Genomic DNA, 22376 nt, shown 5'->3' on the forward strand with positions numbered 1-22376 from the left:
TATGAAAATTTTAAAAATTCTAACTATGATTTTACTTTTTACAACTAGCCTTTTTGCTATTTCAAAAGAGCAGATCAAACCTGAAGTAGAGATGAAAACAACAAAGGTTATTGAAATTTTAAAAGATACAAATTTAGACAATAATGCGAAGACAAAAGAAATTTTTGCTCTTCTTGATCCATTTTTTGACTATAAACAAATGGCAAAGATAAGTCTTGGCAAACGTTACAACAGCTTAAGTAGCGACGAGCAAGCTAAATTTGACGCAGCATTTGAGCAAAAACTAAAAAGCTCATACATAGATAAACTTTTAGGATACAAAGATCAAGAGATACATATAACTGGCGAGAGTGAACCACAAAAAAATAGGTACTGGCTAACATCTGAGCTGACAAATGATGGCAAGAGCTACGAATTTGTCTATAAATTTTATGACGCTAAAGAGCGTGGTTGGCTCATTTACGATCTTGATATCGTTGGTGTAAGCATCATTCAAACATACAGAAGCCAGTTTGGTGATGTGCTAAATAACGCTGATTTCAATACCCTTTTACAAAAGCTAAACGAAGCTGTTTTACCTGATCAAAATAAAACCAACCCTTAATGCGACAAATTTTTAAATTTATCATTGCTAAAAACAAGCTTATTATTGCTCTAATTTTAGCTTTAAGCGTAGTTTTTGGCTATCTTAGCACTAAGCTTAGCGTTGATGCGTCAGCTGAAACGCTACTGCTTGAGCATGATCCTGACTTAAAAGCTTATAGAGAGATAGCTAAACGCTACGACTCACCCGGATTTTTAGTAGTTGCTTTTACTCCAAAAGATGATCTTTTTTCATCTAAAAATTTAGAACTTATCAAAAATTTAGGCGATGAACTAGCTAAAAACGATATGGTAAATAGCGTCATCTCTATAATAAATATTCCGCTTTTAAATAGTGTAAAAGGCGGGATTACGGGTATCTTAGATCATACTCCAACGCTGCAAGATAAAGATATAAATATTTCAAAAGCAAAGCTCGAGTTTGCCAAAAGCCCGATTTACAGCGGAAATTTGATAAGTAAAGATCTAAAAACCACAGCGATTGCTCTAAATTTAAAACAAGATGAGAAATTTAATGAGCTTGTAAATGAGAGAAATTTGCTTAGCCAAAAAGAGTCAAACGGTACGATCACACAAGCTGAGCGACTTAAGTTAGAGGCTCTTGCCTATGAGTTTAAAGCCTACCGAGATGAGCTTAGAAAGAGTGATCACGAAAACCTTGAGGCCATAAAGGCAACCATAGCTAAATTTAACGCAAATGACGAGCTATTCTTAGGCGGCGCAAATATGATCGCTGATGATATGATAGGCTTTATAAAGAGCGATCTTTTAGTCTATGGCTTAAGCATACTTGCTCTTCTTAGCTTTAGTTTGTGGCTATTTTTCAGACAGGTTAGATGGATAGTTTTGCCGATGTTTATATGTGCCGTAAGTGCCATTTTTACGACCGGAATTTTTGGTATATTTGACTGGGAAGTGACGGTCATTAGCTCAAACTACATCACACTTCAGCTCATCATTACCATTTCAACTGTGATTCATCTTGTCGTTAGCTACCGAGAATTTTACGCAAAGCATCCAAAATATAGCCAAAATCAGCTAATTTATCTAACGCTTCGTGATAAATTCTCTCCATCTTTTTGGGCGATATTTACCACGGTTATTGGCTTTAGCTCGCTTATGAGTGCTGACATAAAGCCAGTTATCATGCTTGGCATTATGATGAGCACTGGCATTAGCGTTTCGCTTGTGCTTGCGTTTTTGCTATTTGGCGCGATAAATGTAAATTTAGAAAAATTAGCTCCCATTAGAACCTTTGAAAATAGCTTTAAATTTACAAAATACTGTGCGAATTTAGCTCTAAACTCAAGAAAGATTATCTACATAGTTTGCGCTCTAGTTGTCTGTTTTGGCGTTTATGGTATCAGCAAGATAAAGGTTGAAAATAGCTTCATTGGCTACTTTAAAGAAAGCACAGAAATTCGGCAAGGAATGCAAGTCATTGATACCAAGCTTGGCGGCACGATACCAGTTGATGTGATAGTGAAATTTAAAGAGCAAAAACAAGATAAAAATACTGAGCAAGATGAGTTTGAAAATGAGTTTGAAAGTAATGCCAAGGATGCGAAATACTGGTTTAATAGCTATCACACAAGGGTTGCTGAGAAAATTCACGACTATTTAAAAGAGCAAAAATTTGTCGGACATGTAAGCTCGCTAGCAACCCTTATAAAAGCCATAAAAGAGCTAAATAACGGCGCGAGTGATGATTTTTTATTAGCTGCGATGTATGAGAAATTGCCACAAAATTATAAAAATATCTTATTAAGCCCTTATGTGAGCGTTGAAGATGACGAGCTTAGATTTAGTATAAGGATCGTCGATAGTGACTCTGAGCTTAGACGAAATTTATTTCTAAAGGAGCTTAGAGAAGGGCTAGCACAGCTTACCAAAAATGACGGTGTAAGCATAGAAGTTGCCGGTATGATGGTGCTTTATAACAATATGCTTCAAAATTTACTTAGCTCACAAGTTGATACTTTTGGACTAACTGTCGCTATACTTTTTGTCATATTTTGCTTTATCTTTAGGAGCATAAAGCTAGCAACCATTGCGATAGTTTCAAATTTAATCCCACTTTGCACACTCTTTGGTGTGATGGGATTTTTTGGCATTCCGCTTGATGTGATGAGCATTACGATAGCAGCCATTAGTATAGGTATCGGCGTTGATGATATCATTCACTACATCCACCGCTTTAAAGAAGAAATGCTTACAAAAAGTGTTTTTGAGAGCATTAAAGTCGCACACGCAAGCATCGGATATGCGATGTATTACACATCATTTACTATTTTTCTTGGTTTTAGCGTGATGATAACTAGCAATTTTATTCCAACTATATATTTTGGCTTACTAACCGATCTTGTTATGGTGTTTATGCTTCTTGGCGCGCTAATCATCTTACCAAGCCTAATAGCAAGCTTTGTAAAAAAGCGCGATATTTAAGCTAAATTTATTTGATAACTTTGATGAACGAGTAGACATCTGCCACGCCGTCAATGTGCTTAGCGTACCAAATAGCATGTTTTTCTTGCTCAATGCTATCAACTACGCCGCTAAATACAACATCACAGCCAACTATACTGACACGCACATTTGTGCCCTCAACTATACTATCTTTAAAAAGATTTTGCTTTAAGTTTGCAAGAATTTTTAGACTATCGCATGGATATTCTGGCTTTTTGATACGAAGATAGGTATAAATTTTTCGTACGCCATCTGTACTTTTGGCTAGTTCTACTAGCTTATCTTCAAGCTCTTTGCTATCAACAAGTCCGATCAGATAGGCATCTCCGTAAAAAACCTCTATCTCGATATCAATATTACTAAGCCCTTTTGAAAATAAAATTTTGCTTTGCAATTTGCTTTGTATAAATTTATCTCTTGTGATCGAGTAAATACCACGTTTATCGCGTGAAATAGAGTACGCATCATAGACATTTAGTGGCGCGGTTGCTGGGGTTAGTACTGAAGAGCAAGCGCAAAAAAATAAAACCAAAAATGTGAAAATGCCTAATTTTAAAATCATAGATCCTTTTTGTAATTAAAAAAAGTTTATAGAAAATGGGCTAAAATTTATATAAATCTGCTAGAATAACGCGCACGGAGGATAAAGTAATCTGGTGATGCTCACGGGCTTCAAACCCGATGACTGGGCGGTTGACCGTCTGGTGGGGAGTTCGATTCTCTCATCCTCTCGCCACTCTCATTTTAAATTTTACCTTTATCAAGCAAATTTATAATCCCAAACAAAATAAAACTTAACACAACCAAAACAAGGCTTAAAACCAGTGCCTCATCGCTTTTGCCATCGTATACGGCATTATAAATGGCAAGCGAGATAGTGTCGGTCTTTCCTATTATATTTCCACCAAGTATAAGTGTTATGCCAACCTCGCCAAGCCCACGCGAGATCGCTAGAATAAAAGCCGCTGCTACACTTTTTACAACGCATGGAAAGAGTACGAAAATAGCTGTTTGAAATTTATCTTTTCCGATGCTGTATGCTGCTTCACTTAGACTCTTTGGAAGTGAGCCAAGAGCAGAAGCGACAGGCTTTACAAATAGCGGCAACGAAGCTATAAAAGCAGCTAATACAAGAGCCTTAAAACTAAAAATAATTTCTAAATTTAAAGCCTTGCCGATGATGCCATTTCTGCCAAGTAGGTAAAGCAGTAAAAATCCAGTCGCAATAGGTGGAAAGATGAGAGGAAAAGTTACGATCATCTCCAAAATGGCTCTAAGTTTACCTTTATAAAAGGCCAAAAGATAGGCTAAAGCTAGCCCAAAAACGACGAGCAAAGCCCCCTGGCATAAAATAACCTTTATGCTTAAAATCAGAGGATCAAACACCCATGTGAGCTCTTGCAAATTTAGCCTTATCTTATGCCAAATTTAGTGTAAATTTCTTTTGATCTCTCGCTTTTTAGCTCATTTATAAATTTCTCGCAATCAGCCTTTTTGTCGCATCCTTCAAGCTTCGCAGCTACAATGTTTGCTGGAGCATAAAGCGATTTGTCTATCAAGACAAAACTACCAAATTCGTCTTTGTGTGCATTTAGCTCAGTTTGGTTGATGAATCCAGCATCAACTTCACCGTTTAATATATATGTAACGACCTGTGGCACGCCAGCAACTGCTAAAATTTTATCCTTTAGCTCGCCACTTAAATTTGCTTTTTGCATAAATTCATTTGCTCTTTTACCATAAACAGTCTTTACCGCGTCTGGCATAGCGATCTTAGAAAGCGTTTTTAGCTCTTCAACTTTTTCAATTTTCACACCTTTTTTAGTAGCTAGCACCAAAGCACCTGAGCCTAAATTTACATACTCAGTGATCTTTAGATTAGACTTTTTCAAAAAGTCCTCATCGCCTACGATCACGTCAGTTTTGCCCTCTTTTGCCTGAGCCATGATAGCTGTGATGTTTGCAAAAGAAGTGTCGATATTTACGCCATCTTTTTTGAGGTTTTGTGTGACCGCCTCAACTATCTTTTTATATCCGCCACCAGCACTTACTAGCAAATTTTCATTGCCAAATGCAAACATAGCAACCATTAAAAGCAAGATCTTTTTCATATTTTTCCTTTAAAATAAAGTCTCATGATTTTATAAAATATATTTTTATAACTTATTCGGATTTTTGCCAAAATGGTATAATCCCAACAAAACAAAAGGATAGGCATGAACGAACTTGAGCTAAAGATGCAAGGCAAGACAGATAGGCTAACAGATAAGACTTTTAAGCTAGATCCAAGGATCGGCGAGGGCTACTTCACCGCAAAATATTTTCTAAAAGTAAATGAGATAATTAAGCAAAATTTACCAGATCAACATGTGACGATGCAGTTTTTTCAAAGGCGCGATGATATCATGCTTTGCGGTATCGACGAGGTTTTAGTGATAATCAACAAATTTGCCAAAAACCCAAGCGAGCTTGAAATTTACGCACTTGATGATGGCGATATCATAAATGCAAACGAGCCAGTTTTAAAGATAAGCGGCAAGTATGAAAATTTTGGCTTTTTAGAAAATGTGATCGACGCGACGCTTACTAGAAGAAGCTGCGTAGCGACAAACTCAAGAGATGTGATAAGAGCGGCAAATGGCAAGGATGTTTTCAGCATGGCAGACAGGCAAGATGACATCTGCACGCAACCAGGCGACGGCTATGCATCATTTGTAGGTGGCATCAAAAAGGTCGCCACAGATGCTCAAGGCGAGCTTACTGGGCTAAAAGGTGGTGGCACCATGCCTCATGCACTCATTCAAATGTGCGGCGGGGATATAGTAAAAGCCTCAGAAATTTATGCTAAAACCTTTGAAAGCGAGCAGATCACAGCCTTAGTGGACTACAACAACGACGTGATCACCGATGCTCTAAAGGCTGCAAATGCATTAAAAGAGAGGCTTGGTGCGGTTAGGGTTGATACTAGTAAAAATTTGATAGATAAGTATTTTGAGGACAAAGATACGAGTAAATTTGACCCGCATGGCGTTTGTAAGGAGCTTATATTTGCCTTAAGAGAGGCGCTTGACAAGGCTGGCTTTAAGCACGTTAAAATCGTCGTTAGCTCAGGCTTTAACCCACAAAAAATGAGTGAATTTGAGAAATTTAACACTCCGGTTGATATTTACGGCGTGGGAAGTTATCTTGTTAAAAATGATATCTGTGGCTTTACTGGCGATCTAGTCAAGCTAAACGGCAAAAATGAAGCTAAATTTGGTAGGAAAAATTTCGCTTCAGATAGGCTAAAGAGAGTAAAATTTTAACAAAAATGAAAATTCTAAGTAAAATTTTTATATTTTTGACATTATCCCTCTCTGTCTGCATGGCTGCAAACTATGCCAATGCCTTTGAAAAGGTTGGCATCCTTGAAGACGGAGTTTATCGCTTTAGCCAAAATGGCCTCGGCGTCAAAAAAGATCTGCTTGTAAAGGTGATCTCGGTGCAAAACGCAGAAATTCCTCACAAAAAGATCATCTCCATGCTAAATATCCCTAAAAAGTCTAAAATTATGGACTTTAAAACAAGCGATGCAGGCGTGATTGTCTGGCCATTTTACGAGTTTGAGGGCAAATTTATAACGACAATAATCGTTGAAAATATAAAAAAAGAAGATAGTGATCAAAAACTGCTTAAGATGTTAGAGCTTAAGCATCCGTTTTACTCAACGCTCCTAGCTCGAAGAAAAGGGGCTAAAAACGCCATAGACGTGAAATACGTGCTAAATTTCAAAGAGGCAAAGCTGGTAAAATCGTTTCAAAACCGCCCTTAAAACTTTATTTTAAATAAATTTCATTAAAATGGCGTAATCAAAAAAAGGATCATCTTTGCACAATCTAAAAACTATAAACGTCGCTCACTCGCCTGATGCTGACGATATTTTCATGTATGCCGCGGTCAAATTTGGCTGGGTTAGCAGTAAAAATTTAGCCTTTACATCAAAGGCGCTTGATATAGAAACGCTAAACGAAGAGGCGCTAAAAGGCACTTATGAAGCCACAGCGATCAGCTTTGCTTTGTATCCAAAAATTTGTGACGAGTATGCTCTTTTACGCTGTGCGGTGAGCTTTGGCAATGGATATGGACCAAAGCTTATCAAGCTAAAAGGCAAGCAACTAAAGCAAAATTTTAAGGTCGCGCTCTCTGGCAAAAACACGACAAATGCCCTACTCTTTCGCATAGCCTACCCAGAGGCGAGGATCGTTTATAAAAATTTTCTTGAGATCGAAAATGCCGTGCTTAGCGGCGAGGTCGATGCTGGCGTGCTCATACATGAAAGTATCTTAAATTTCTCAGACCAGCTCTGCGTGGAGCGCGAAATTTGGGACATCTGGAGCGAGCTAAACGGCGAAAATTTACCGCTTCCACTTGGTGGCATGGCGCTTAGACGAAGTCTACCGATAACTGATGCGATCGAGTGCGAGAGAGTGCTTAGCGAGGCCGTTAGGATCGCCACTTCGCACAAGCCATTTTTATCTCACATGCTAATGGAGCGAAACCTCATCAGAGTTGGCAAAGAGGAGCTAAAAACGTATCTAAATTTATACGCAAATGACGAGTCAATAAGCATGAACGAAACGCAGCTAAAAGCGCTAAATAAGCTCTATCAAATAGGCTATGACAAAGGTTTTTTTGAAAAGCCAATCGACGTAAACGACTACCTAATTCCAATTGAATACAACGAAGTAAGGTTTAGCTGATGCAAAGTACGCTTGTCTCGCTTGGAGTTGAAACCTTTAAGATCGCCCTTTATATCAGCCTTCCGATGCTGCTAAGCGGCCTAATCGCAGGTCTTATCATCTCCATTTTTCAAGCGACCACGCAGATAAACGAAACCACGCTAAGCTTTGTGCCAAAAATCTTGTTAGTCGTCGTTGTCATCATATTTTTGATGCCTTGGATGATCTCGATGATGGTTGAATTTACCACTCGCATGCTTGATTTTATACCGGAATTTATCCAGTGACGAGACTTGTTGATTTTTCTAAATTTACCTCGGTTAGGATAGGCGGTGTGCATGAAATTTTCGAGGTAAATAGCCTTGAAGATCTAAGCTCGCCTCACTTTTTAGGCGCTGTGATGATAGGAGGGGGCAACAACTTGCTTATCTCGCCAAATCCCCCAAAAATGGCGATACTTGGCAAGAGTTTTGACTATATAAATTTAGAAATTTGTGATGAAAAAATTTACCTTGAGATAGGTGCTGCGACAAAATCAGCCAAAATTTATAACTTCTGCAAACAAAATAACATCGCTCACCTTGAGTTTTTAAAAAATATCCCAGGCACACTTGGCGGACTTATAAAAATGAACGCTGGACTGCTTAAATTTAGCATAAGCGACAACCTCGCACATGTGCGTCTGGCTCGTGGCTGGGTGAGCAAAGATGAGATAAGCTTTAGCTACCGACATAGCGGCATAGATGAGGCCATTTTGGGAGCTAAATTTGAGCTTCGTAGCGGCTTTGATGCGAGCATATCTGATGCCATAAACGCAAAAAGGGCAAATCAACCAAAAGGGGCTAGCTTTGGCAGTTGCTTTGTAAATCCTGAAGGACACTTTGCAGGGGTATTGCTAGAGGCAGTTGGACTAAAGGGATACGCTATCGGCGGAGCAAAATTTAGCGAGGAGCACGCGAATTTTTTGATAAATTTTAACCACGCAAGCTTTGAGGACGCCACTAGCCTTATAAATTTGGCAAAGGCTAGAGTTTTAGAGAAATTTGGCGTAGAGCTTAAGACTGAAGTTTACATTTTATAAGGATGATGATGAGTGAGTTTTTGAGCGAAGTTTTTACCCTTTCACTTTTGTTTATAGCTATCGGGTTTTACGCCATTTATAGGGCTAAAAAAGCGCAAAGTGAGCATGAGAAAAATGTGGCTGATTACGATAAAAATCTGCTAAATTTTGCCAAAATTTTAGGCACTCAAAATCACATAGACCTAGTTAAATTTGATGAAATTTTAGCTCAATCCTTAAAAGAAAAACTAATTTTTAAATTTAATAAATCCACCTCACAAGAGGAATTTATCTCTTTTATAAAAGATGAAAATTTTAAAAATAAGCCCCAAATTTCACAAAATCATATTGATGAAGCTTTTTTAAATCTTTGCGCAAGCTCGCTTGTAGAGCCGTTTAAGCTAGCGATACTAAAAAATGAAGATCAAATTTATGGATTTTTGTTTGAAAAAGAGCACCTTTTTACTCTAATTGATAGCGCTGCGCTGCTTGGCGAAAATATTATAATTTGCGAGTAAATCAAGTAAAATTCATCTCTTTTTAGATAAAATCAAGCCAAATTTCAACTATAAGGTAAAAAATGGCAAAAGAAAAAGATAGTGACAAAAAAATAGCTATCCCAGAGAGCGAAGCGGACAAGAAAAAGGCGCTCGAGCTTGCGCTAAAGCAGATCGATAAAGCTTTTGGTAAAGGCACGCTTTTAAGACTTGGCGATAAAGAAGTTGAGGCGATCGAGTCGATACCGACTGGCTCGCTAGGGCTTGACCTAGCTCTTGGTATAGGCGGCGTTCCAAAAGGTAGGATCATCGAGATCTATGGGCCAGAGAGCTCTGGTAAAACCACCCTCACACTTCATATCATCGCTGAAGCGCAAAAAGCTGGCGGAATTTGTGCGTTTGTCGATGCAGAACACGCACTAGACGTAAAATACGCTTCAAATTTAGGCGTAAATACTGACAATCTCTACGTCTCTCAGCCAGACTTTGGCGAGCAGGCACTTGAGATCGTTGAGACACTTGCAAGAAGTGGTGCGATCGATCTTATCGTAGTTGATAGTGTCGCAGCTCTTACTCCAAAGAGCGAGATAGACGGCGATATGGGCGATCAGCACGTTGGCCTGCAAGCAAGACTAATGAGTCAGGCGCTTAGAAAGCTAACTGGAATTTTAAGCAAGATGAAGACAACTGTTATCTTCATCAACCAAATTCGTATGAAGATTGGTATGATGGGATATGGCACACCAGAGACCACAACTGGCGGTAATGCGCTTAAATTTTACTCATCTGTAAGAATAGATGTAAGAAAGATAGCTACACTTAAACAAAACGACGAGCCTATCGGTAACCGCACAAAAGCAAAAGTTGTTAAAAACAAGGTCGCGCCTCCATTTAAAGTGGCTGAATTTGACATTATGTTTGGCGAGGGTGTGAGCAAAGAGGGCGAGATCATAGACTATGGCGTAAAGCTCGACATCATCGACAAATCAGGCGCGTGGTTTAGCTACAAGGCCGAAAAACTGGGTCAAGGCAGAGAAAACGCCAAAGCCTATCTAAAAGAGCACCCAGAAATTTCTGATGAGATAGTAGCGGCGATCAAAGGCTCAATGGGGATCGATCACCTAATAAGCAGCGGCGCAAAAGACGAAGACGACGACACAAACGAAGCAGGAGATGAATAATGGTATTTATTGAAGATGTAGAAGCTCACGAGGTTTTAGATAGTAGAGGCAACCCAACAGTCCGCGCGACAGTTAGACTAAGCGACGGCACCGAGGCAAGCGCGATCGTACCAAGCGGCGCAAGCACTGGCAAGCGTGAGGCACTCGAGCTTCGCGACAAGGACGAGAGATATGATGGCAAGGGCGTTTTAAAAGCTGTTTCAAACGTAAATGAAAAGATCGCTGAAGCGGTGATAGGCCTTGATGCCTACAACCAAAAAGCAGTCGATGCGGAGATGCTTGAGCTTGATGGCACGCACAACTACTCAAATTTAGGCGCAAACGCAGTACTTGGCGTATCTATGGCAGTAGCTCGCGCAGCTGCAAAGAGCCTAAATATCCCGCTATACCGCTACCTTGGCGGTGCAAACGCTAGCATATTACCAGTGCCGATGTTTAACATCATAAATGGCGGCGCACACGCAAATAATAGCGTTGATTTTCAAGAATTTATGATCATGCCATTTGGCTTTAGCACATTTAGCGAGGCGCTAAGAGCTGCAACTGAAATTTACCACAAGTTAAAATCTATCCTAAACGCAGCTGGCCACAGCACGGCTGTCGGCGACGAGGGCGGCTTTGCTCCAAATTTAAAAGACAACGAAGAGCCACTAAAGCTTATCTCTCAGGCTGTAAAAGAGGCTGGATATGAGCTAGGCAGCCAGATAAAACTTGCCCTTGACGTCGCTTCAAGCGAGCTTTATAAAGACGGCAAATACGAGCTTGAAGGCAAGAAATTTAGCAGCGACGAGCTTATTAGCTACTACGAAAAACTTTGCGAAAAATATCCGATATTCTCTATCGAAGATGGCCTTAGCGAGGACGACTGGAGCGGTTGGGCTGAGCTTACAAAAAGGCTTGGCAGCAAGGTGCAGCTAGTTGGCGACGATCTTTTCGTTACAAATGAGAAAATTTTACGCGAGGGCATCGAGAAAAACATAGCAAATGCGATCCTAATCAAGCCAAATCAAATAGGCTCAGTCACGCAAACTATGCAAACTGTCCGCCTTGCTCAAAGAAACGGCTACCGCTGCATCATGAGCCACAGAAGCGGCGAGAGCGAAGATGCGTTTATCGCTGACTTTGCAGTCGCACTAAACACTGGCGAGATAAAGACAGGTGCTACTTCAAGAAGCGAGCGCAACGCAAAATACAACCGCTTACTTGAGATCGAACTTGAGGCTGGAGAGTTTTTGGGGGATAATATTTGAGCGAAATTTTAGACGAATATGGCAACACTGATGGCATATTTCATAAAATTTTAAAATACATTAGACCGACATTACGCTACGTCATAGCCACCATTTGTGTGGCTATGTTTGCTTTTTATGTAGGCAATATGATGTTTGGCAAACGCTCACTTGATGTTATGTTAAGCCTTCAGAGCAAAAAAGAGAGGCTTAGCGAAGACGTGGAAATTTTAAAAAAAATGAACGCGCGTCTGCAAAAAGATTATTTTGAATTACAAGGCCTTGAGCCAGACTTTAATAAAAAGTAGGAATGATGAAAAAATTTTGGTTAGTTTTATCTATATTTGCAGCAAGCGTCTTTGCTAGAGAGAACCCATTTATGCCTATTAGCGAGCTAAATACAAGCGTTATGACAACAAATATCATAGAAAAATTTGATAGCTTTGATTCTCTTTCGTTTAAATTTCCAAGCGATGCGGCACTTTTACTAGATGTCACCATAAGATATAGAGCAAATGACGGTACCATAAAGGAAAAAAGACTAGCTGATATAAATAAAACTATCAATTACAGCGATGAATTTGCTTTAAATAAGGTAAAAAATCCAGAACCAGTTGTGGCAAAAAAGCTAGATGTTTCGGTCACAATGGCAAATATGCCTAGCCAAAAAGTAAGCACTCCCGTGATAATAGAAAAAAATGAAACTAAAATTTCAAATAAAGATAGAAACAAAACTTCAGACATGCCAACTCCAAATGTTGTAGTGATCGATCTTAGCACAGATAAAGCAAAAGAAGCTACCATAAAGCCTGAACAAAAGGTGATCGAGATAAAGATTGAGCCTAGCACAAAGCCAGTTGATAGTGTCAAAAATGGAAAAGATGTTAAATTTCTAGGTTTTATAAGCTTTCTAGCCAACAACAAAGAGCTAAAAATTGCTACAAAAGCTAAAAATTTAAAGCATTTTTCTTATGAGAAAAATAAGATTGTTCTTGACTTTGCAAGGCCGCCAAGAAGCTTTAAAACTAAGAGCTTAAAACTTGAAAATGAACATTTTAAAAATGTGATCATAGGCTGGCACGATAGATATTTCAGAGTGGTTTTAGAGCTTGATAAGATGCATAAATATAAGCTTGAAGCCGTTGAAAATGGATATTTGCTTAAGCTTTTATAGTTGAATTTTAAAAAGAAGTAGATTTTATAAAATTTCAAATATAATACTTTTCAAAATAAAATTTTAAGGTTATTGGTTTGAAATACCAGCTTGATTGTAAAGATAATTTTGAAAACTCATTTATATTTTGGCTAACTCGTTATGTCAAATTTAAGCTAAGCTCACTTTCAAATAAAGAGCTTAGGGATCCAAAGGCGCTTGCAAGTGTGAATTACGCTCTAGGCCGCGAAATAAAAAATATAGACCAGCTTGATGGCTTAGTAAAAAATGCGAGAAACGCGGGGCTTACTGGTATAAATACCTACTTTAATCCACTTAAAAAAATATATGAAACGATGAAATTTTACGAGCTTAGTAGCCTAAAACAGATAGATGAAGAGCTACTAAGTGAAATTCTAGCAAGCACAACTGGTGGATTAAGTGATGCTAGCAAGAAAAACTACCGCATCTCAGTGATAAATTTCTTTGCATTTTTAGATAAACAAAACGAAGAGGACGGCAAAGCCCATGTCTTTGATATAAATTTAAAAAACTGGGGCGGGGTTAGTGGTAACAAAGGGCAAAAGTTGCCTGAATTTATGGGTGAAGATGAGGTCAAGAAATTTCTAGATGCGATCGAAGAAAGTGACTTTAAGCAAAACTCAAATCGCAATAAGCTCATAATAAAAACAATAATTTTTACTGGCATTCGTGTGAGCGAGGCTCTAAATTTAAAGCGAAAGGACATTACTGAAGATGGCGATCTTTTTATCATTAGGATCCGGGGCAAAGGCAACAAATACCGCATCGTTATGATAAAACGTCACCTCATAGAAGCTCATCTAAATGCGATTGCAATAAACTACATCAATAAAGAAGGCTATCTTTTCATCAATAAAAAAGGCACCAGGCTGACGCAAGCCTACGTAAGTCGCATAGTGGAGCAGATCCTTTTTAAAGCTGGTATTAGAAAAGAGAAAAATGGTGCTCACATGCTGCGCCACACCTTTGCAACGATGCTTTACAAAAAGCAAAAGGACCTTGTTTTGGTGCAAGAAGCTCTAGGGCATGCAAGCTTAAATACCTCAAGAATTTACACCCACTTTGATAGCGACAAGCTAAAACTTGCTGCAAAAGTGGCTGAGGATCTAGCGAATTAGAGTTTAAAAGCTTTAAAAAGTGAAATTTGGCAAGCAAATTTTCTCTGCTCGCCAAATTTATATCAAACTAGCCTATCTTTCTTATCTTTGCAGGAAGTGCTTGTCTAGCGCAAGTACCAACTAGCCAGTCATTTAGACTAAATTCGCCATTTCTTTTTGGATCAAGAAGTCCAAGCTTGTTGTGATTGACCCCTTTTTCTAAATTTGCTATCCCAAAAGCTGGCTTTCCATCGACGATGTGCGTTCTTATACCAAACTCATCATGGCCAAATCCATGCTCGATACTAATAACTCCGCTAGCAACGCCATCCGTCACAAACGCCTCACCAACTTGCGCACCATAAGGAGTAGTCACTTTGACCTTATCGCCTGAGCGAATGCCTTGCTCGCTAGCCACATCTGTCGATACCCTTATGAAATTCTTAGGATGAACAGATCTTAGCCTTGGGCTAACAAAGGTGTAGAAGTGTTGGATATTTGACTTTCTTGAGCTTACTGTGTATTTCCACTCAGAGCGTGGGAAAAATTTCTCAAGCGGCGTACCGTCACTTGCTACTGGCAGCATTAGACTTGGCACTCCTGGCATAAATTCGCCTGTTATTGAGTGTCTATGCCCACCAAGTGGCTCATAGTAGATAGAAGCTGGCATAGGCGCTGGCACTTTTACGGTTGCTTTATCGCCCTTATATGCGCTCTCGTAGCTACCATATCTGCCACCTTTTGCTAGTATGTGCGCTACTTTTGGCTTCTCTTCGTCTTTTAGATAAGGATCGAGTTTTGTCATCACTCTTGATATCTTACTAAGCTTTTTGTCCTCGTCGCTTATATCTTTCACACCCTCGCCATCAAAGGCTAAATTTGCTAGTGCAGCCGCATAATACTGCTCTTTTACGTCAAGGTCCATGAAATTTCCGTCTTTGTCTTTGAAGGCATTTTTGCCAAAGCCTTTTAGTCCAAGCCTCTTTGCCACGGCTATATAAAATGCCTCAACGTCGATCACGCCGCCGTTTTTATCCTTTGCCTGCTTTGAGCTAACGGCTGGATAGCGCACGACTGAGGTTTTGGCGATCGTTCCCCAAAGAGAGTTTGGAAGTGCCCAGTTTTCTAAATTTACCCCATCTGGCACGATGTAGTCAGCATAGGCGTTTGTCTCGTTCATAAAGGCGTCGATGCCCACAAAAAGTGGTAAATTTTTACTATCTTTTAGTGCATCTAAGACCGCTCTTTCAAGTCCTGCTTGTCCGTAAAGTACGTTTGTCATGTAGTTTATGAAAACTTTTACTTTGTATGGATAGCCGGCCTTGTGACTTGTAAGCGTTTCGTTTACAAGTGGCATAGAGATAGGATACCATGGCTGAGTTGATGGATAGCCGCTGCCGCCAGCTGCTACTTTGCGCTTATACTCAGAGCTTGTTTCGTAGTATTTGCCTGATCTTGATAAATTTAGACCATTTGGCTTATAAGCGCCCTCAAAGCTCTCAAGGTCATATCTGCCCTTTAAAAACTCGTGTGTGCCGGCACTTGCATTGACGTTGCCGCCTTTGTAGCCGTAAGTGCCCATTAGTGTGTTTAGACAAAGTATCGCGTAGGTAGTCATACCAGCTTGCGTATGCATCATACCGCCATGCACGTTTGTACTCACCTGTCTACCATTTTTGGTGAAATTTTCGCAAAGCCAGACGATATCTTCAATGCTTACACCACAAATTTTTGAGTACTCCTCTAAGCTATGCTTGTAAGCTGATTCTTTTAAAAGCTGCATTGAGCTTTTTACCTCGACTTTTTTGCCGTCTATTAAAATTTTACCTTTATAGTAGAGCTTGGCTGGTTCATTTACCTTGTAGCTTTGTATCTTGTCATCTTGCGAGCAGACCTGCCACTCGTTATTGATAAGTGCAAATTTGCCGTAGTCTTTGTGACCTTTTTCGGTGATGACTAGATGCGTGGCGTTGCACCAGTGTATCTCGCCAGCTAGCTTTGCCTGGTCTAAATTTGGCTGGACAAGGTAGTTCGTTGCGTATTTTTCATTTTCTATGATCCAGCGTATCATCGCCATGGCTAGAGCTGAGTCGGTGCCTGGCTTTATCGCTATCCAGCGGCCTTTGTCTGAAGAGGCGTATTTTACAGCGTTTGTAACACTTGGGTCGACCACTGCATAGCTAAAGTCATCTCTAGTGCCTCTTGCGTAAGAGAGCATTTTTGCTTGTTTTTGGAAAGGGTTGCCACCATTTGACGGCGAAGTGCCCCAGTAGATAACAAATTTAGAGTTTTCATAGTCTGGTTTTGTGTGTGCAAAGCCCTTTGCGTTGTGTGTGATCTTGCCACCGACCCTAAAGCCACCGCCGCAAATTCCGCCGTGTGAGTAGTGATTGATAGTGCCAAATGACTTTTTGACAAAGCGATCAACGATGTCAGAGCGTCCGTCATATAGATAAAAACTTAAAAATTGATTGCGTTTGGTACCGTACTCTGGATTTTCGCTATCGATTAGCTCGTCGCTATATATTGCCCTTAGCCCATCAACATGCCCCTCACCAAAGAGATCTCCGCCCTCTACGACCTCTTCTACTAGCTGTTCAAAACTTATGCTCTTCCACTTGCCTTCGCCTCTTTTACCAACTCTTTTTAGCGGAGTTAATATCCTTGCAGGCGAGTCTATCATCTCAGGCAATATCGCTCCTCTAGCGCAAACTGTGGCTCGCTTTTCGTCTTCGCCACTTAGTGTTGTGGCAAGAAGTGCGTCGTTTATCGATGTGTCAAAATTTGCCCAGTGTACATTTGAAAGTGGGTGGTATGGGTTGCCACTACATCTTAAAACTCGGTCGTTTTTGTCGTCCACATGAAGTCTTATGCCACACTTCGTCGTACAGCCATGGCACATCGAAAAAATAACACTATGTCCATCACTAAGTGAAATTTTGCCGTCCTTTACTCGAAATTCAGGCTCTAGCGAGTTTGACTGCGGTTTATAGTCGTCCTTATCTTCATCTGCCAGCATAGCACTCGTGGTTAGTGCTGAGAGCACGGCTGATCTTTTTAAAAATTCTCTTCTTTGCATTACTTATTTCCTTTTACTGTGCTATCTCTTCGCTCCAGCTGATAACCTTTTTATATCCATTATCAAGCTCGAGTTTTTTATTGTTTTTAGCCAAAATTTCACTAACACCGTGGTAGAACACCTGTGGATTTGTATTTTTAGGGCTATCTATAACCATAGTCTCATGTGTGGCTAGAAATTTTCTAATATTTGAGTTAGGATCATTAAGATCGCCTATTATACGGCTACCGCCCACACAACTCTCTACACATGCTGGCTGAAGCCCTGCTCTTAGTCTGTGGTCGCAAAAGGTGCATTTATCGGCCTTATAGGTATGCAGACTAAGATATCTTGCGTGATATGGACAGGCCTCTACGCAAAGCGCACAGCCTATGCACTCTTTTGTATCAATCTTTACTATGCCATTACTTCTTTGATGGCTAGCACCAGTTGGACAAACACTAATACAGGCTGGATTGTTGCAATGGTTGCAAAGTCTTGGAAGTGACGCAATGACTGCCATTTTACCGCTCTTATCTCTTGCCTCGTACTCGGAAACAATGGTTCTAAAAGCACCTGGCTGAACGTCGTTTTCTAGCATACAGCTCATAGTACATGACTGACATCCAACACATCTTGTTAAATCTATCGCCATGCCGTAGCGAACATTACTATCGCTAAAGTCCTTTGGTGCAGCCTTTAGTGCGGTCGTAGCAAAAAATAATCCTGCAGCTGCAATAAAGCTGCGACGAGAATTTAAGGTCTGTTGCATAAAATTCTCCTTTCTTTTTAGAATTTTTCCTTATTTTAACATAGTAAATATTTTTTCTAAAGTTTATTTTATATTTTTACAAAATGTATTAAATTTTGAGAATTTTTGTAGCACTTAAAACATAGAATTTGGATAGTAAAATTTAGAAAGAAGTGGAAAAAAGATAGAAAATAAACTTCTATCTTCTTAAATTTATGCTTTGTAGTTTAGCATATAAAGGCGAATGACTTGCTCTGCTGTCATCTTTAAATTTCTAATCGCGACATCTTTTCTCATCGCTTCTTCAAGACTCACTGGCTCATTTAATATACAAAAATAGGCATCAATCCCATTTTTGTGGCAATCTTTGGCACATTTTTGCACGCTTCCAGCAAATGCGATCACTGGCTTATGATACTTTTTTGCTAGTTTTGCAACTCCAGTTGGTGTCTTGCCCATTGAGCTTTGAAAGTCCATACGACCTTCTCCAGTGATTACTAGATCGGCCTTTTTTATTTCATCTTCAAGGGCAATAGTTTGTGTGATGATCTCGATGCCTGGGCGAAGTTTCGCTCCTAAAAATGCCACGAATGCAAAACCAAGTCCACCAGCGGCACCAGCACCTTTTTGTGTGTGAAATTTACTATTAGTCTTTTCCTTTACAAGAGCTGCAAAGTGTTTTAGCCCATCATCAAGCTCTTTTACCATACGGCCATTTGCACCCTTTTGAGGAGCATAAACGTGGGCTGCTCCATTCATGCCATAAAGAGGATTGTCTACATCGCAGGCGATTAAAAATTCGCAATCCTTTAGCTCTTTTAGCGCCTCTTCATCTGTAAACTCATAAATTTTGGCTAAATTTTCGCCTTTTCCTTCAAGCAAAGCACCATTTTTATCATAAAATTTAAAGCCAAGTGCGCTTAGCATGCCTGTGCCAGCGTCATTTGTCGCACTTCCACCTATGCCAATGATAAATTTTCTAGCACCTTTAGCAATGGCATCTTTTATCATCTGACCAAAGCCAAATGTGCTAGTTTTTAGTGGATTTCTCTCGTCCGGATTTATTAGTGTAAGACCAGAAGCGCTTGACATTTCAAGTATTGCAAGGTCATCTTTTAGTGCATATCTAGCTAAAATTTCAATTCCAAGTGGATTTTTAACTATCGTATCTATAAATTTTGCACCAAGTGCATCAGCCATCGCCTCTACACTACCCTCGCCACCATCTGCGATAGGCTTGACAACAACCTCACAGCCAATCTCTTCTAGTCCTTCTTTTACAGCAAGGCCCGCTTCAAGCGAGCTAAGCGAGCCTTTTAATGAATCAATCGCAACTAAAATTCTCATAAAAGCACCAAAGATAATATGTAAACGCTAATTATACCAACGATACCCATTATAAACGTCATAGCAGTTTGCGTGCGATATCCTTGTTCTGCGCTCATCTTGCTAAAATTTGTCACAACCCAGAAGTAGCTGTCGTTTGCGTGAGATACACACATAGCACCTGATGCTATCGCCATGACACAAAGCGCGGCTGAAAGCTCACTCGTAAAGCCAAGTGTATGCATGAGTGAGTTATCAGCACTAAATGCGCCCATGATAGATGCTGTCGTGATGATAGCTACAGTCGAGCTTCCTTGAGCGGTTTTTAGTACGGCTGATATGATGAATGGGAAGAAAATTCCTATCGCTTTTATGGTGGTTGCGTTTTCTTTTATGAAATTTACAAAGCCAGCCTCAGTGATGACATTACCCAAAACACCGCCAGCTGCTGTGATAAAGAGTATCGGTCCAGCGATCTTTAAAGATTCGTTTGTAATGTGGTCAAATTCTCTTATCTTTCTGGCTTCAACTAATAAAAACACGCAAAAGATCACGCCGATTGCAAGAGCAATGATAGGGTTTCCTAAAAATAAAAGTATCTTTGGCAAGAGAGCCGTTTTATCAAACATGCCTTGTTTTGCTAAAACATCGACAATAGAACCAATCGCCATAAAAATGATAGGCATGATGATAGGAGCAAGGCTCAAAAATCCACTAGGTAGCGTGCCAAATTTCTTTAAAAGCTCTTCGTAGCTAGCTGTGATAGTAGCGTCAGCATCTTTGTCGCTGATAGTCACGCTTTTGCCAACACTCTTTGAAAAGAAATAAACAGCTATCAACACAGGCACTGAAACGACTGATCCCATGATGATGACAAGGAGTAAATTTCCGCCAAGACCAAGTGTTCCTGCGGCTGCTATTGGGCCAGGAGTTGGCGGGATAAAGACGTGAGATGCGTATAGGCCGCCACTTAGAGCGACTGACATCGCGACTGGGCTTGCTGAAATTTTCTTATAAAGTGCTTCACGGATAGAGTTTAAAACGACAAAACCGCTATCGCAAAATACCGGAATGCCGACAACCCAGCCCATTATAAGCATGGCAAGCTCTGGACGCTTTTGTCCGACTAGCTTTACGACCATGTCAGCTAGCTTTAAAGCAGCTCCAGTTTTTTCAAGCACAGTGCCGATGATCGTCCCAAAGATAATAACGATACCAATACTCTTAAATGTGCCACTAAAGCCGACACCTATCATCGCTGGGATCTTGGATAGATCGATGCCTGCGACGATCGCAAGAACTAAAGATATGCTCATAAGTGCCAAAAATGGATGCACTTTTAGCTTAGAGATCATAACGATCATAAGTATGATGGCTACAACAAAACAGACAATTAGTGAGATTCCGCTCATAAAAACTCCTTTGCTCTGAGATTTTGCTTAAGATTTTAGCAAAATTTGCTTGTATTTTTTCTAATATTTTTAAGTTTTTTGATTAATTAAAATTTTTTGACATATTTGAGTAAATTTATGACTATTTGCCTAAATTTAGCCATTTTATAAGTTCAAAATTTTTATCTTATTTTAAAATAACAAAACCAAGACCAAATTTATCAGTATGCCTATTATAATCAATCAAACTCTCGCCATATCCAGTAAAATACTGCAGATAGCCATAAACTCCTGTTGAGAAGATAGGAAACATATATGAAATTTCAGCAGCACCTTTATTTGTTTTATCAAAATGTAAGTTATTTCTTAGCATTAGGCTAAAAATGTAATTATTAAGGTTGTAGCTAAGCCTTACATCGCCATGCCCGATGTATTTTAATATATCTTTATTGTCACCCTTATTGCCCACTACCATCCAAGCTCTTGGTGAAATGCTAAGCTTACCAAAAACAAAATCACTTTGCACATAAGCTCTATTCCAGCTTCTTGAATTGCTACCATCTCGTCCGTTTGACTCATGCAAAAGTCCAAATTTTAGGTTTTTTATACCTATTTGATCCAAATATTTTGGCGAAGCAAAATTTAGAAAAATTTCTGGCTGATAGTTCGTCTCACGAAATGGCGCTGAAGTTCTTGTTATCTGCCACCAAGATGTCTGTGTGTAGGCCGCCACAAGGCTCTCTCTAAGTCCAAACAGGTCATAAAATAACGGCTTTGCAAGGCTTATTTGAAACTTAGTTTCAACGCTTTTTCGCTCATCGTTTGGCACATTTTTAGCATAAGTTACTGGCAAAATGTAGTTAAATTTATAAAGCTCAATACCAAGTGCATTTTGTAAATTTTTACCACTTTTATCTTCTCTTAAAAGATCAGCTTGCTTTAGCTTCGCCTCTCTTAGCGCTGGTTCGCTTGCTTGCACATTTTGCACAACGTTTTGCTCATTCAAAGAGCTTTTGGCTAGCTCTTTATAAATTTGCATCGCAGCCTTTATATCGCCGTTTTGCTCCAGCTCTTGTGCCCTTTTAAAATCATCTAGCCCACCTGCCATCAAAAAACTAAGGCCAAGGCTTAAAAACAATAAAATTTTACTCATCATCTATCTTCTTTTCTTGGATTTTCTTTGCCATTTCGTATTCGTCAGGGAAATTAACGTTAAAAAACTGCTCACTATCTTTAAAATTTACGACTTTGCATTTACAGCTTTTTCTCAAAAGTCCGATTTTATGCTCATTTTTTAAATAAAACTCATGAGCCAAAGTGGCAAGCCTTGGACTAAAAAAACCACAAAGCGAGTGAATGTGCTCATTATCACTGGCCACAACCATGTCAAATTCATCTTTAAATTTAGCAAGCTCCTCCAAACTTTTAAGATCAAAAAATGGCATATCAGCTGGTATCACAAAAACACTATGATCAAAATTTTTAAGAATGGAGTAAAGTGCGAGCATTGGCGAATAGTTATTGCTATTTTCATCTTTTATAAGCTTTAGTGGCGGGCTAAATTTCTCAAATTTTGAGCTTACATAAACTTCACCAAAAACTTTGCTAAATTTCGCAACCTCATAATGAGTAAGCGTCTTAAAACCACCAAATGGCAAAAGTGTCTTATCTTGCCCCATACGCGAGCTTTTGCCACCTGCTAAAATCACGCAAGTTTGCATATTTTCCCTTAAGAAAGTTATGAGGATAAATTTAGCTAAAAGCGGCTTTGATCTACCAAAAATATGTGATAAAAACTTATTTT

At 39.5% G+C, this 22376-nt stretch carries 22 protein-coding genes and 1 tRNA gene; 14 read left to right on the plus strand and 9 right to left on the minus strand.

Features of this window, described 5'->3' with window-relative positions; translation table 11 throughout:
- Position 1: 1 nt before the first annotated feature.
- Positions 2-604 carry an ABC transporter substrate-binding protein gene (locus MTT30_RS07160; protein WP_149707200.1) on the plus strand — a complete coding sequence of 201 codons (603 nt, stop codon included), beginning with the start codon at positions 2-4 and terminating at the stop codon, positions 602-604.
- The gene (locus MTT30_RS07165) at positions 604-3048 is read left to right on the plus strand and encodes an efflux RND transporter permease subunit (protein ID WP_429801488.1); all 2445 of its coding nucleotides are present in this window, start codon (positions 604-606) and stop codon (positions 3046-3048) included. The genes MTT30_RS07160 and MTT30_RS07165 overlap by 1 nt, the downstream gene beginning before the upstream one ends.
- A gap of 7 nt (positions 3049-3055) precedes the next feature.
- Here the strand turns inward: MTT30_RS07165 and MTT30_RS07170 are convergent, their stop codons facing one another.
- On the minus strand, positions 3056-3631 hold the full coding sequence (locus MTT30_RS07170) for a BON domain-containing protein (protein WP_429801489.1): 576 nt from the start codon (positions 3629-3631) through the stop codon (positions 3056-3058).
- A 76-nt stretch (positions 3632-3707) separates the two neighbouring features.
- Here MTT30_RS07170 and MTT30_RS07175 point away from each other — a divergent pair.
- Positions 3708-3805: transfer RNA gene (locus MTT30_RS07175), tRNA-Sec, on the plus strand.
- Between the two features lie 8 nt (positions 3806-3813).
- On the opposite strand, the gene MTT30_RS07180 is transcribed toward MTT30_RS07175, so the two are convergent.
- Together MTT30_RS07180 and modA are read right to left on the minus strand one after the other, a co-directional pair.
- Positions 3814-4473, minus strand: a complete 660-nt coding sequence (locus MTT30_RS07180; RefSeq protein WP_429801490.1) for a molybdate ABC transporter permease subunit — start codon at positions 4471-4473, stop codon at positions 3814-3816.
- Positions 4474-4481: 8 nt separating this feature from the next.
- On the minus strand, positions 4482-5180 hold the full coding sequence (gene modA / locus MTT30_RS07185) for a molybdate ABC transporter substrate-binding protein (protein WP_429801491.1): 699 nt from the start codon (positions 5178-5180) through the stop codon (positions 4482-4484).
- A gap of 105 nt (positions 5181-5285) precedes the next feature.
- Here modA and MTT30_RS07190 point away from each other — a divergent pair, with 105 nt between their 5' ends.
- From MTT30_RS07190 to MTT30_RS07240, 11 genes are all read left to right on the plus strand, one after another.
- The gene (locus MTT30_RS07190) at positions 5286-6374 is read left to right on the plus strand and encodes a nicotinate phosphoribosyltransferase (RefSeq protein WP_429801492.1); all 1089 of its coding nucleotides are present in this window, start codon (positions 5286-5288) and stop codon (positions 6372-6374) included.
- 5 nt (positions 6375-6379) lie between these two features.
- A complete protein-coding gene (locus MTT30_RS07195; RefSeq protein ID WP_429801493.1) occupies positions 6380-6880 on the plus strand; it encodes a hypothetical protein in 501 nt (166 codons plus the stop codon).
- 112 nt (positions 6881-6992) lie between these two features.
- Positions 6993-7808, plus strand: coding sequence for a menaquinone biosynthesis family protein (locus tag MTT30_RS07200; protein WP_429801822.1), 816 nt, complete (start codon positions 6993-6995; stop codon positions 7806-7808).
- Positions 7805-8074, plus strand: coding sequence for a flagellar biosynthesis protein FliQ (gene fliQ / locus MTT30_RS07205; protein WP_223154231.1), 270 nt, complete (start codon positions 7805-7807; stop codon positions 8072-8074). The genes MTT30_RS07200 and fliQ overlap by 4 nt, the downstream gene beginning before the upstream one ends.
- On the plus strand, positions 8071-8868 hold the full coding sequence (locus tag MTT30_RS07210) for a UDP-N-acetylmuramate dehydrogenase (protein ID WP_429801494.1): 798 nt from the start codon (positions 8071-8073) through the stop codon (positions 8866-8868). Before fliQ ends, MTT30_RS07210 begins: the two co-directional genes overlap by 4 nt.
- A gap of 8 nt (positions 8869-8876) precedes the next feature.
- Positions 8877-9365 (plus strand): hypothetical protein, encoded by a 489-nt coding sequence (locus MTT30_RS07215; protein WP_429801495.1) that lies wholly within the window; start codon positions 8877-8879, stop codon positions 9363-9365.
- 62 nt (positions 9366-9427) lie between these two features.
- Positions 9428-10525 carry a recombinase RecA gene (gene recA / locus MTT30_RS07220; RefSeq protein WP_002940852.1) on the plus strand — a complete coding sequence of 366 codons (1098 nt, stop codon included), beginning with the start codon at positions 9428-9430 and terminating at the stop codon, positions 10523-10525.
- Positions 10525-11775, plus strand: coding sequence for a phosphopyruvate hydratase (gene eno, locus MTT30_RS07225; protein ID WP_429801496.1), 1251 nt, complete (start codon positions 10525-10527; stop codon positions 11773-11775). Before recA ends, eno begins: the two co-directional genes overlap by 1 nt.
- Before the next feature lie 104 nt (positions 11776-11879).
- A complete protein-coding gene (locus tag MTT30_RS07230) occupies positions 11880-12062 on the plus strand; it encodes a hypothetical protein (RefSeq protein WP_180378667.1) in 183 nt (60 codons plus the stop codon).
- A 5-nt stretch (positions 12063-12067) separates the two neighbouring features.
- On the plus strand, positions 12068-12928 hold the full coding sequence (locus tag MTT30_RS07235) for an AMIN domain-containing protein (protein ID WP_429801497.1): 861 nt from the start codon (positions 12068-12070) through the stop codon (positions 12926-12928).
- A 77-nt stretch (positions 12929-13005) separates the two neighbouring features.
- The gene (locus MTT30_RS07240) at positions 13006-14067 is read left to right on the plus strand and encodes a tyrosine-type recombinase/integrase (protein WP_429801498.1); all 1062 of its coding nucleotides are present in this window, start codon (positions 13006-13008) and stop codon (positions 14065-14067) included.
- A 67-nt stretch (positions 14068-14134) separates the two neighbouring features.
- Here MTT30_RS07240 and MTT30_RS07245 read toward each other — a convergent pair whose 3' ends face one another.
- From MTT30_RS07245 to MTT30_RS07270, 6 genes are all read right to left on the minus strand, one after another.
- Positions 14135-17125 (minus strand): molybdopterin-dependent oxidoreductase, encoded by a 2991-nt coding sequence (locus MTT30_RS07245; protein WP_429801499.1) that lies wholly within the window; start codon positions 17123-17125, stop codon positions 14135-14137.
- A gap of 13 nt (positions 17126-17138) precedes the next feature.
- Positions 17139-17876, minus strand: a complete 738-nt coding sequence (locus tag MTT30_RS07250) for a 4Fe-4S dicluster domain-containing protein (RefSeq protein ID WP_429801500.1) — start codon at positions 17874-17876, stop codon at positions 17139-17141.
- Positions 17877-18068: 192 nt separating this feature from the next.
- Complete coding sequence (locus MTT30_RS07255) at positions 18069-19202, minus strand: glycerate kinase family protein (RefSeq protein ID WP_429801501.1); 1134 nt, start codon at positions 19200-19202, stop codon at positions 18069-18071.
- Positions 19199-20593 carry a GntP family permease gene (locus MTT30_RS07260; protein ID WP_429801502.1) on the minus strand — a complete coding sequence of 465 codons (1395 nt, stop codon included), beginning with the start codon at positions 20591-20593 and terminating at the stop codon, positions 19199-19201. The genes MTT30_RS07255 and MTT30_RS07260 overlap by 4 nt, the downstream gene beginning before the upstream one ends.
- Positions 20594-20759: 166 nt before the next feature.
- Positions 20760-21728 (minus strand): phospholipase A, encoded by a 969-nt coding sequence (locus tag MTT30_RS07265; protein WP_429801503.1) that lies wholly within the window; start codon positions 21726-21728, stop codon positions 20760-20762.
- Positions 21718-22293 (minus strand): molybdenum cofactor guanylyltransferase, encoded by a 576-nt coding sequence (locus MTT30_RS07270; RefSeq protein WP_103640437.1) that lies wholly within the window; start codon positions 22291-22293, stop codon positions 21718-21720. The genes MTT30_RS07265 and MTT30_RS07270 overlap by 11 nt, the downstream gene beginning before the upstream one ends.
- Between the last annotated feature and the right edge of the window lie 83 nt (positions 22294-22376).

It is taken from the genome of Campylobacter concisus (genome assembly GCF_050447445.1).
Lineage (GTDB): Bacteria > Campylobacterota > Campylobacteria > Campylobacterales > Campylobacteraceae > Campylobacter_A > Campylobacter_A concisus_BI.

Excerpts from the sequence above, each read along its gene's own strand:
- MTT30_RS07160 (WP_149707200.1), top strand. The coding sequence starts at position 2 with ATGAAAATTTTAAAAATTCTAACTATGATTTTACTTTTTACAACTAGC.
- MTT30_RS07165 (WP_429801488.1), top strand. The coding sequence starts at position 604 with ATGCGACAAATTTTTAAATTTATCATTGCTAAAAACAAGCTTATTATT.
- MTT30_RS07170 (WP_429801489.1), bottom strand. The coding sequence starts at position 3,631 with ATGATTTTAAAATTAGGCATTTTCACATTTTTGGTTTTATTTTTTTGC.
- modA (WP_429801491.1), bottom strand. The coding sequence starts at position 5,180 with ATGAAAAAGATCTTGCTTTTAATGGTTGCTATGTTTGCATTTGGCAAT.
- MTT30_RS07190 (WP_429801492.1), top strand. The coding sequence starts at position 5,286 with ATGAACGAACTTGAGCTAAAGATGCAAGGCAAGACAGATAGGCTAACA.
- MTT30_RS07195 (WP_429801493.1), top strand. The coding sequence starts at position 6,380 with ATGAAAATTCTAAGTAAAATTTTTATATTTTTGACATTATCCCTCTCT.
- MTT30_RS07200 (WP_429801822.1), top strand. The coding sequence starts at position 6,993 with ATGTATGCCGCGGTCAAATTTGGCTGGGTTAGCAGTAAAAATTTAGCC.
- MTT30_RS07215 (WP_429801495.1), top strand. The coding sequence starts at position 8,877 with ATGAGTGAGTTTTTGAGCGAAGTTTTTACCCTTTCACTTTTGTTTATA.
- recA (WP_002940852.1), top strand. The coding sequence starts at position 9,428 with ATGGCAAAAGAAAAAGATAGTGACAAAAAAATAGCTATCCCAGAGAGC.
- eno (WP_429801496.1), top strand. The coding sequence starts at position 10,525 with ATGGTATTTATTGAAGATGTAGAAGCTCACGAGGTTTTAGATAGTAGA.
- MTT30_RS07230 (WP_180378667.1), top strand. The coding sequence starts at position 11,880 with ATGTTTGCTTTTTATGTAGGCAATATGATGTTTGGCAAACGCTCACTT.
- MTT30_RS07235 (WP_429801497.1), top strand. The coding sequence starts at position 12,068 with ATGAAAAAATTTTGGTTAGTTTTATCTATATTTGCAGCAAGCGTCTTT.
- MTT30_RS07245 (WP_429801499.1), bottom strand. The coding sequence starts at position 17,125 with ATGCAAAGAAGAGAATTTTTAAAAAGATCAGCCGTGCTCTCAGCACTA.
- MTT30_RS07250 (WP_429801500.1), bottom strand. The coding sequence starts at position 17,876 with ATGCAACAGACCTTAAATTCTCGTCGCAGCTTTATTGCAGCTGCAGGA.
- MTT30_RS07255 (WP_429801501.1), bottom strand. The coding sequence starts at position 19,202 with ATGAGAATTTTAGTTGCGATTGATTCATTAAAAGGCTCGCTTAGCTCG.
- MTT30_RS07260 (WP_429801502.1), bottom strand. The coding sequence starts at position 20,593 with ATGAGCGGAATCTCACTAATTGTCTGTTTTGTTGTAGCCATCATACTT.
- MTT30_RS07265 (WP_429801503.1), bottom strand. The coding sequence starts at position 21,728 with ATGATGAGTAAAATTTTATTGTTTTTAAGCCTTGGCCTTAGTTTTTTG.
- MTT30_RS07270 (WP_103640437.1), bottom strand. The coding sequence starts at position 22,293 with ATGCAAACTTGCGTGATTTTAGCAGGTGGCAAAAGCTCGCGTATGGGG.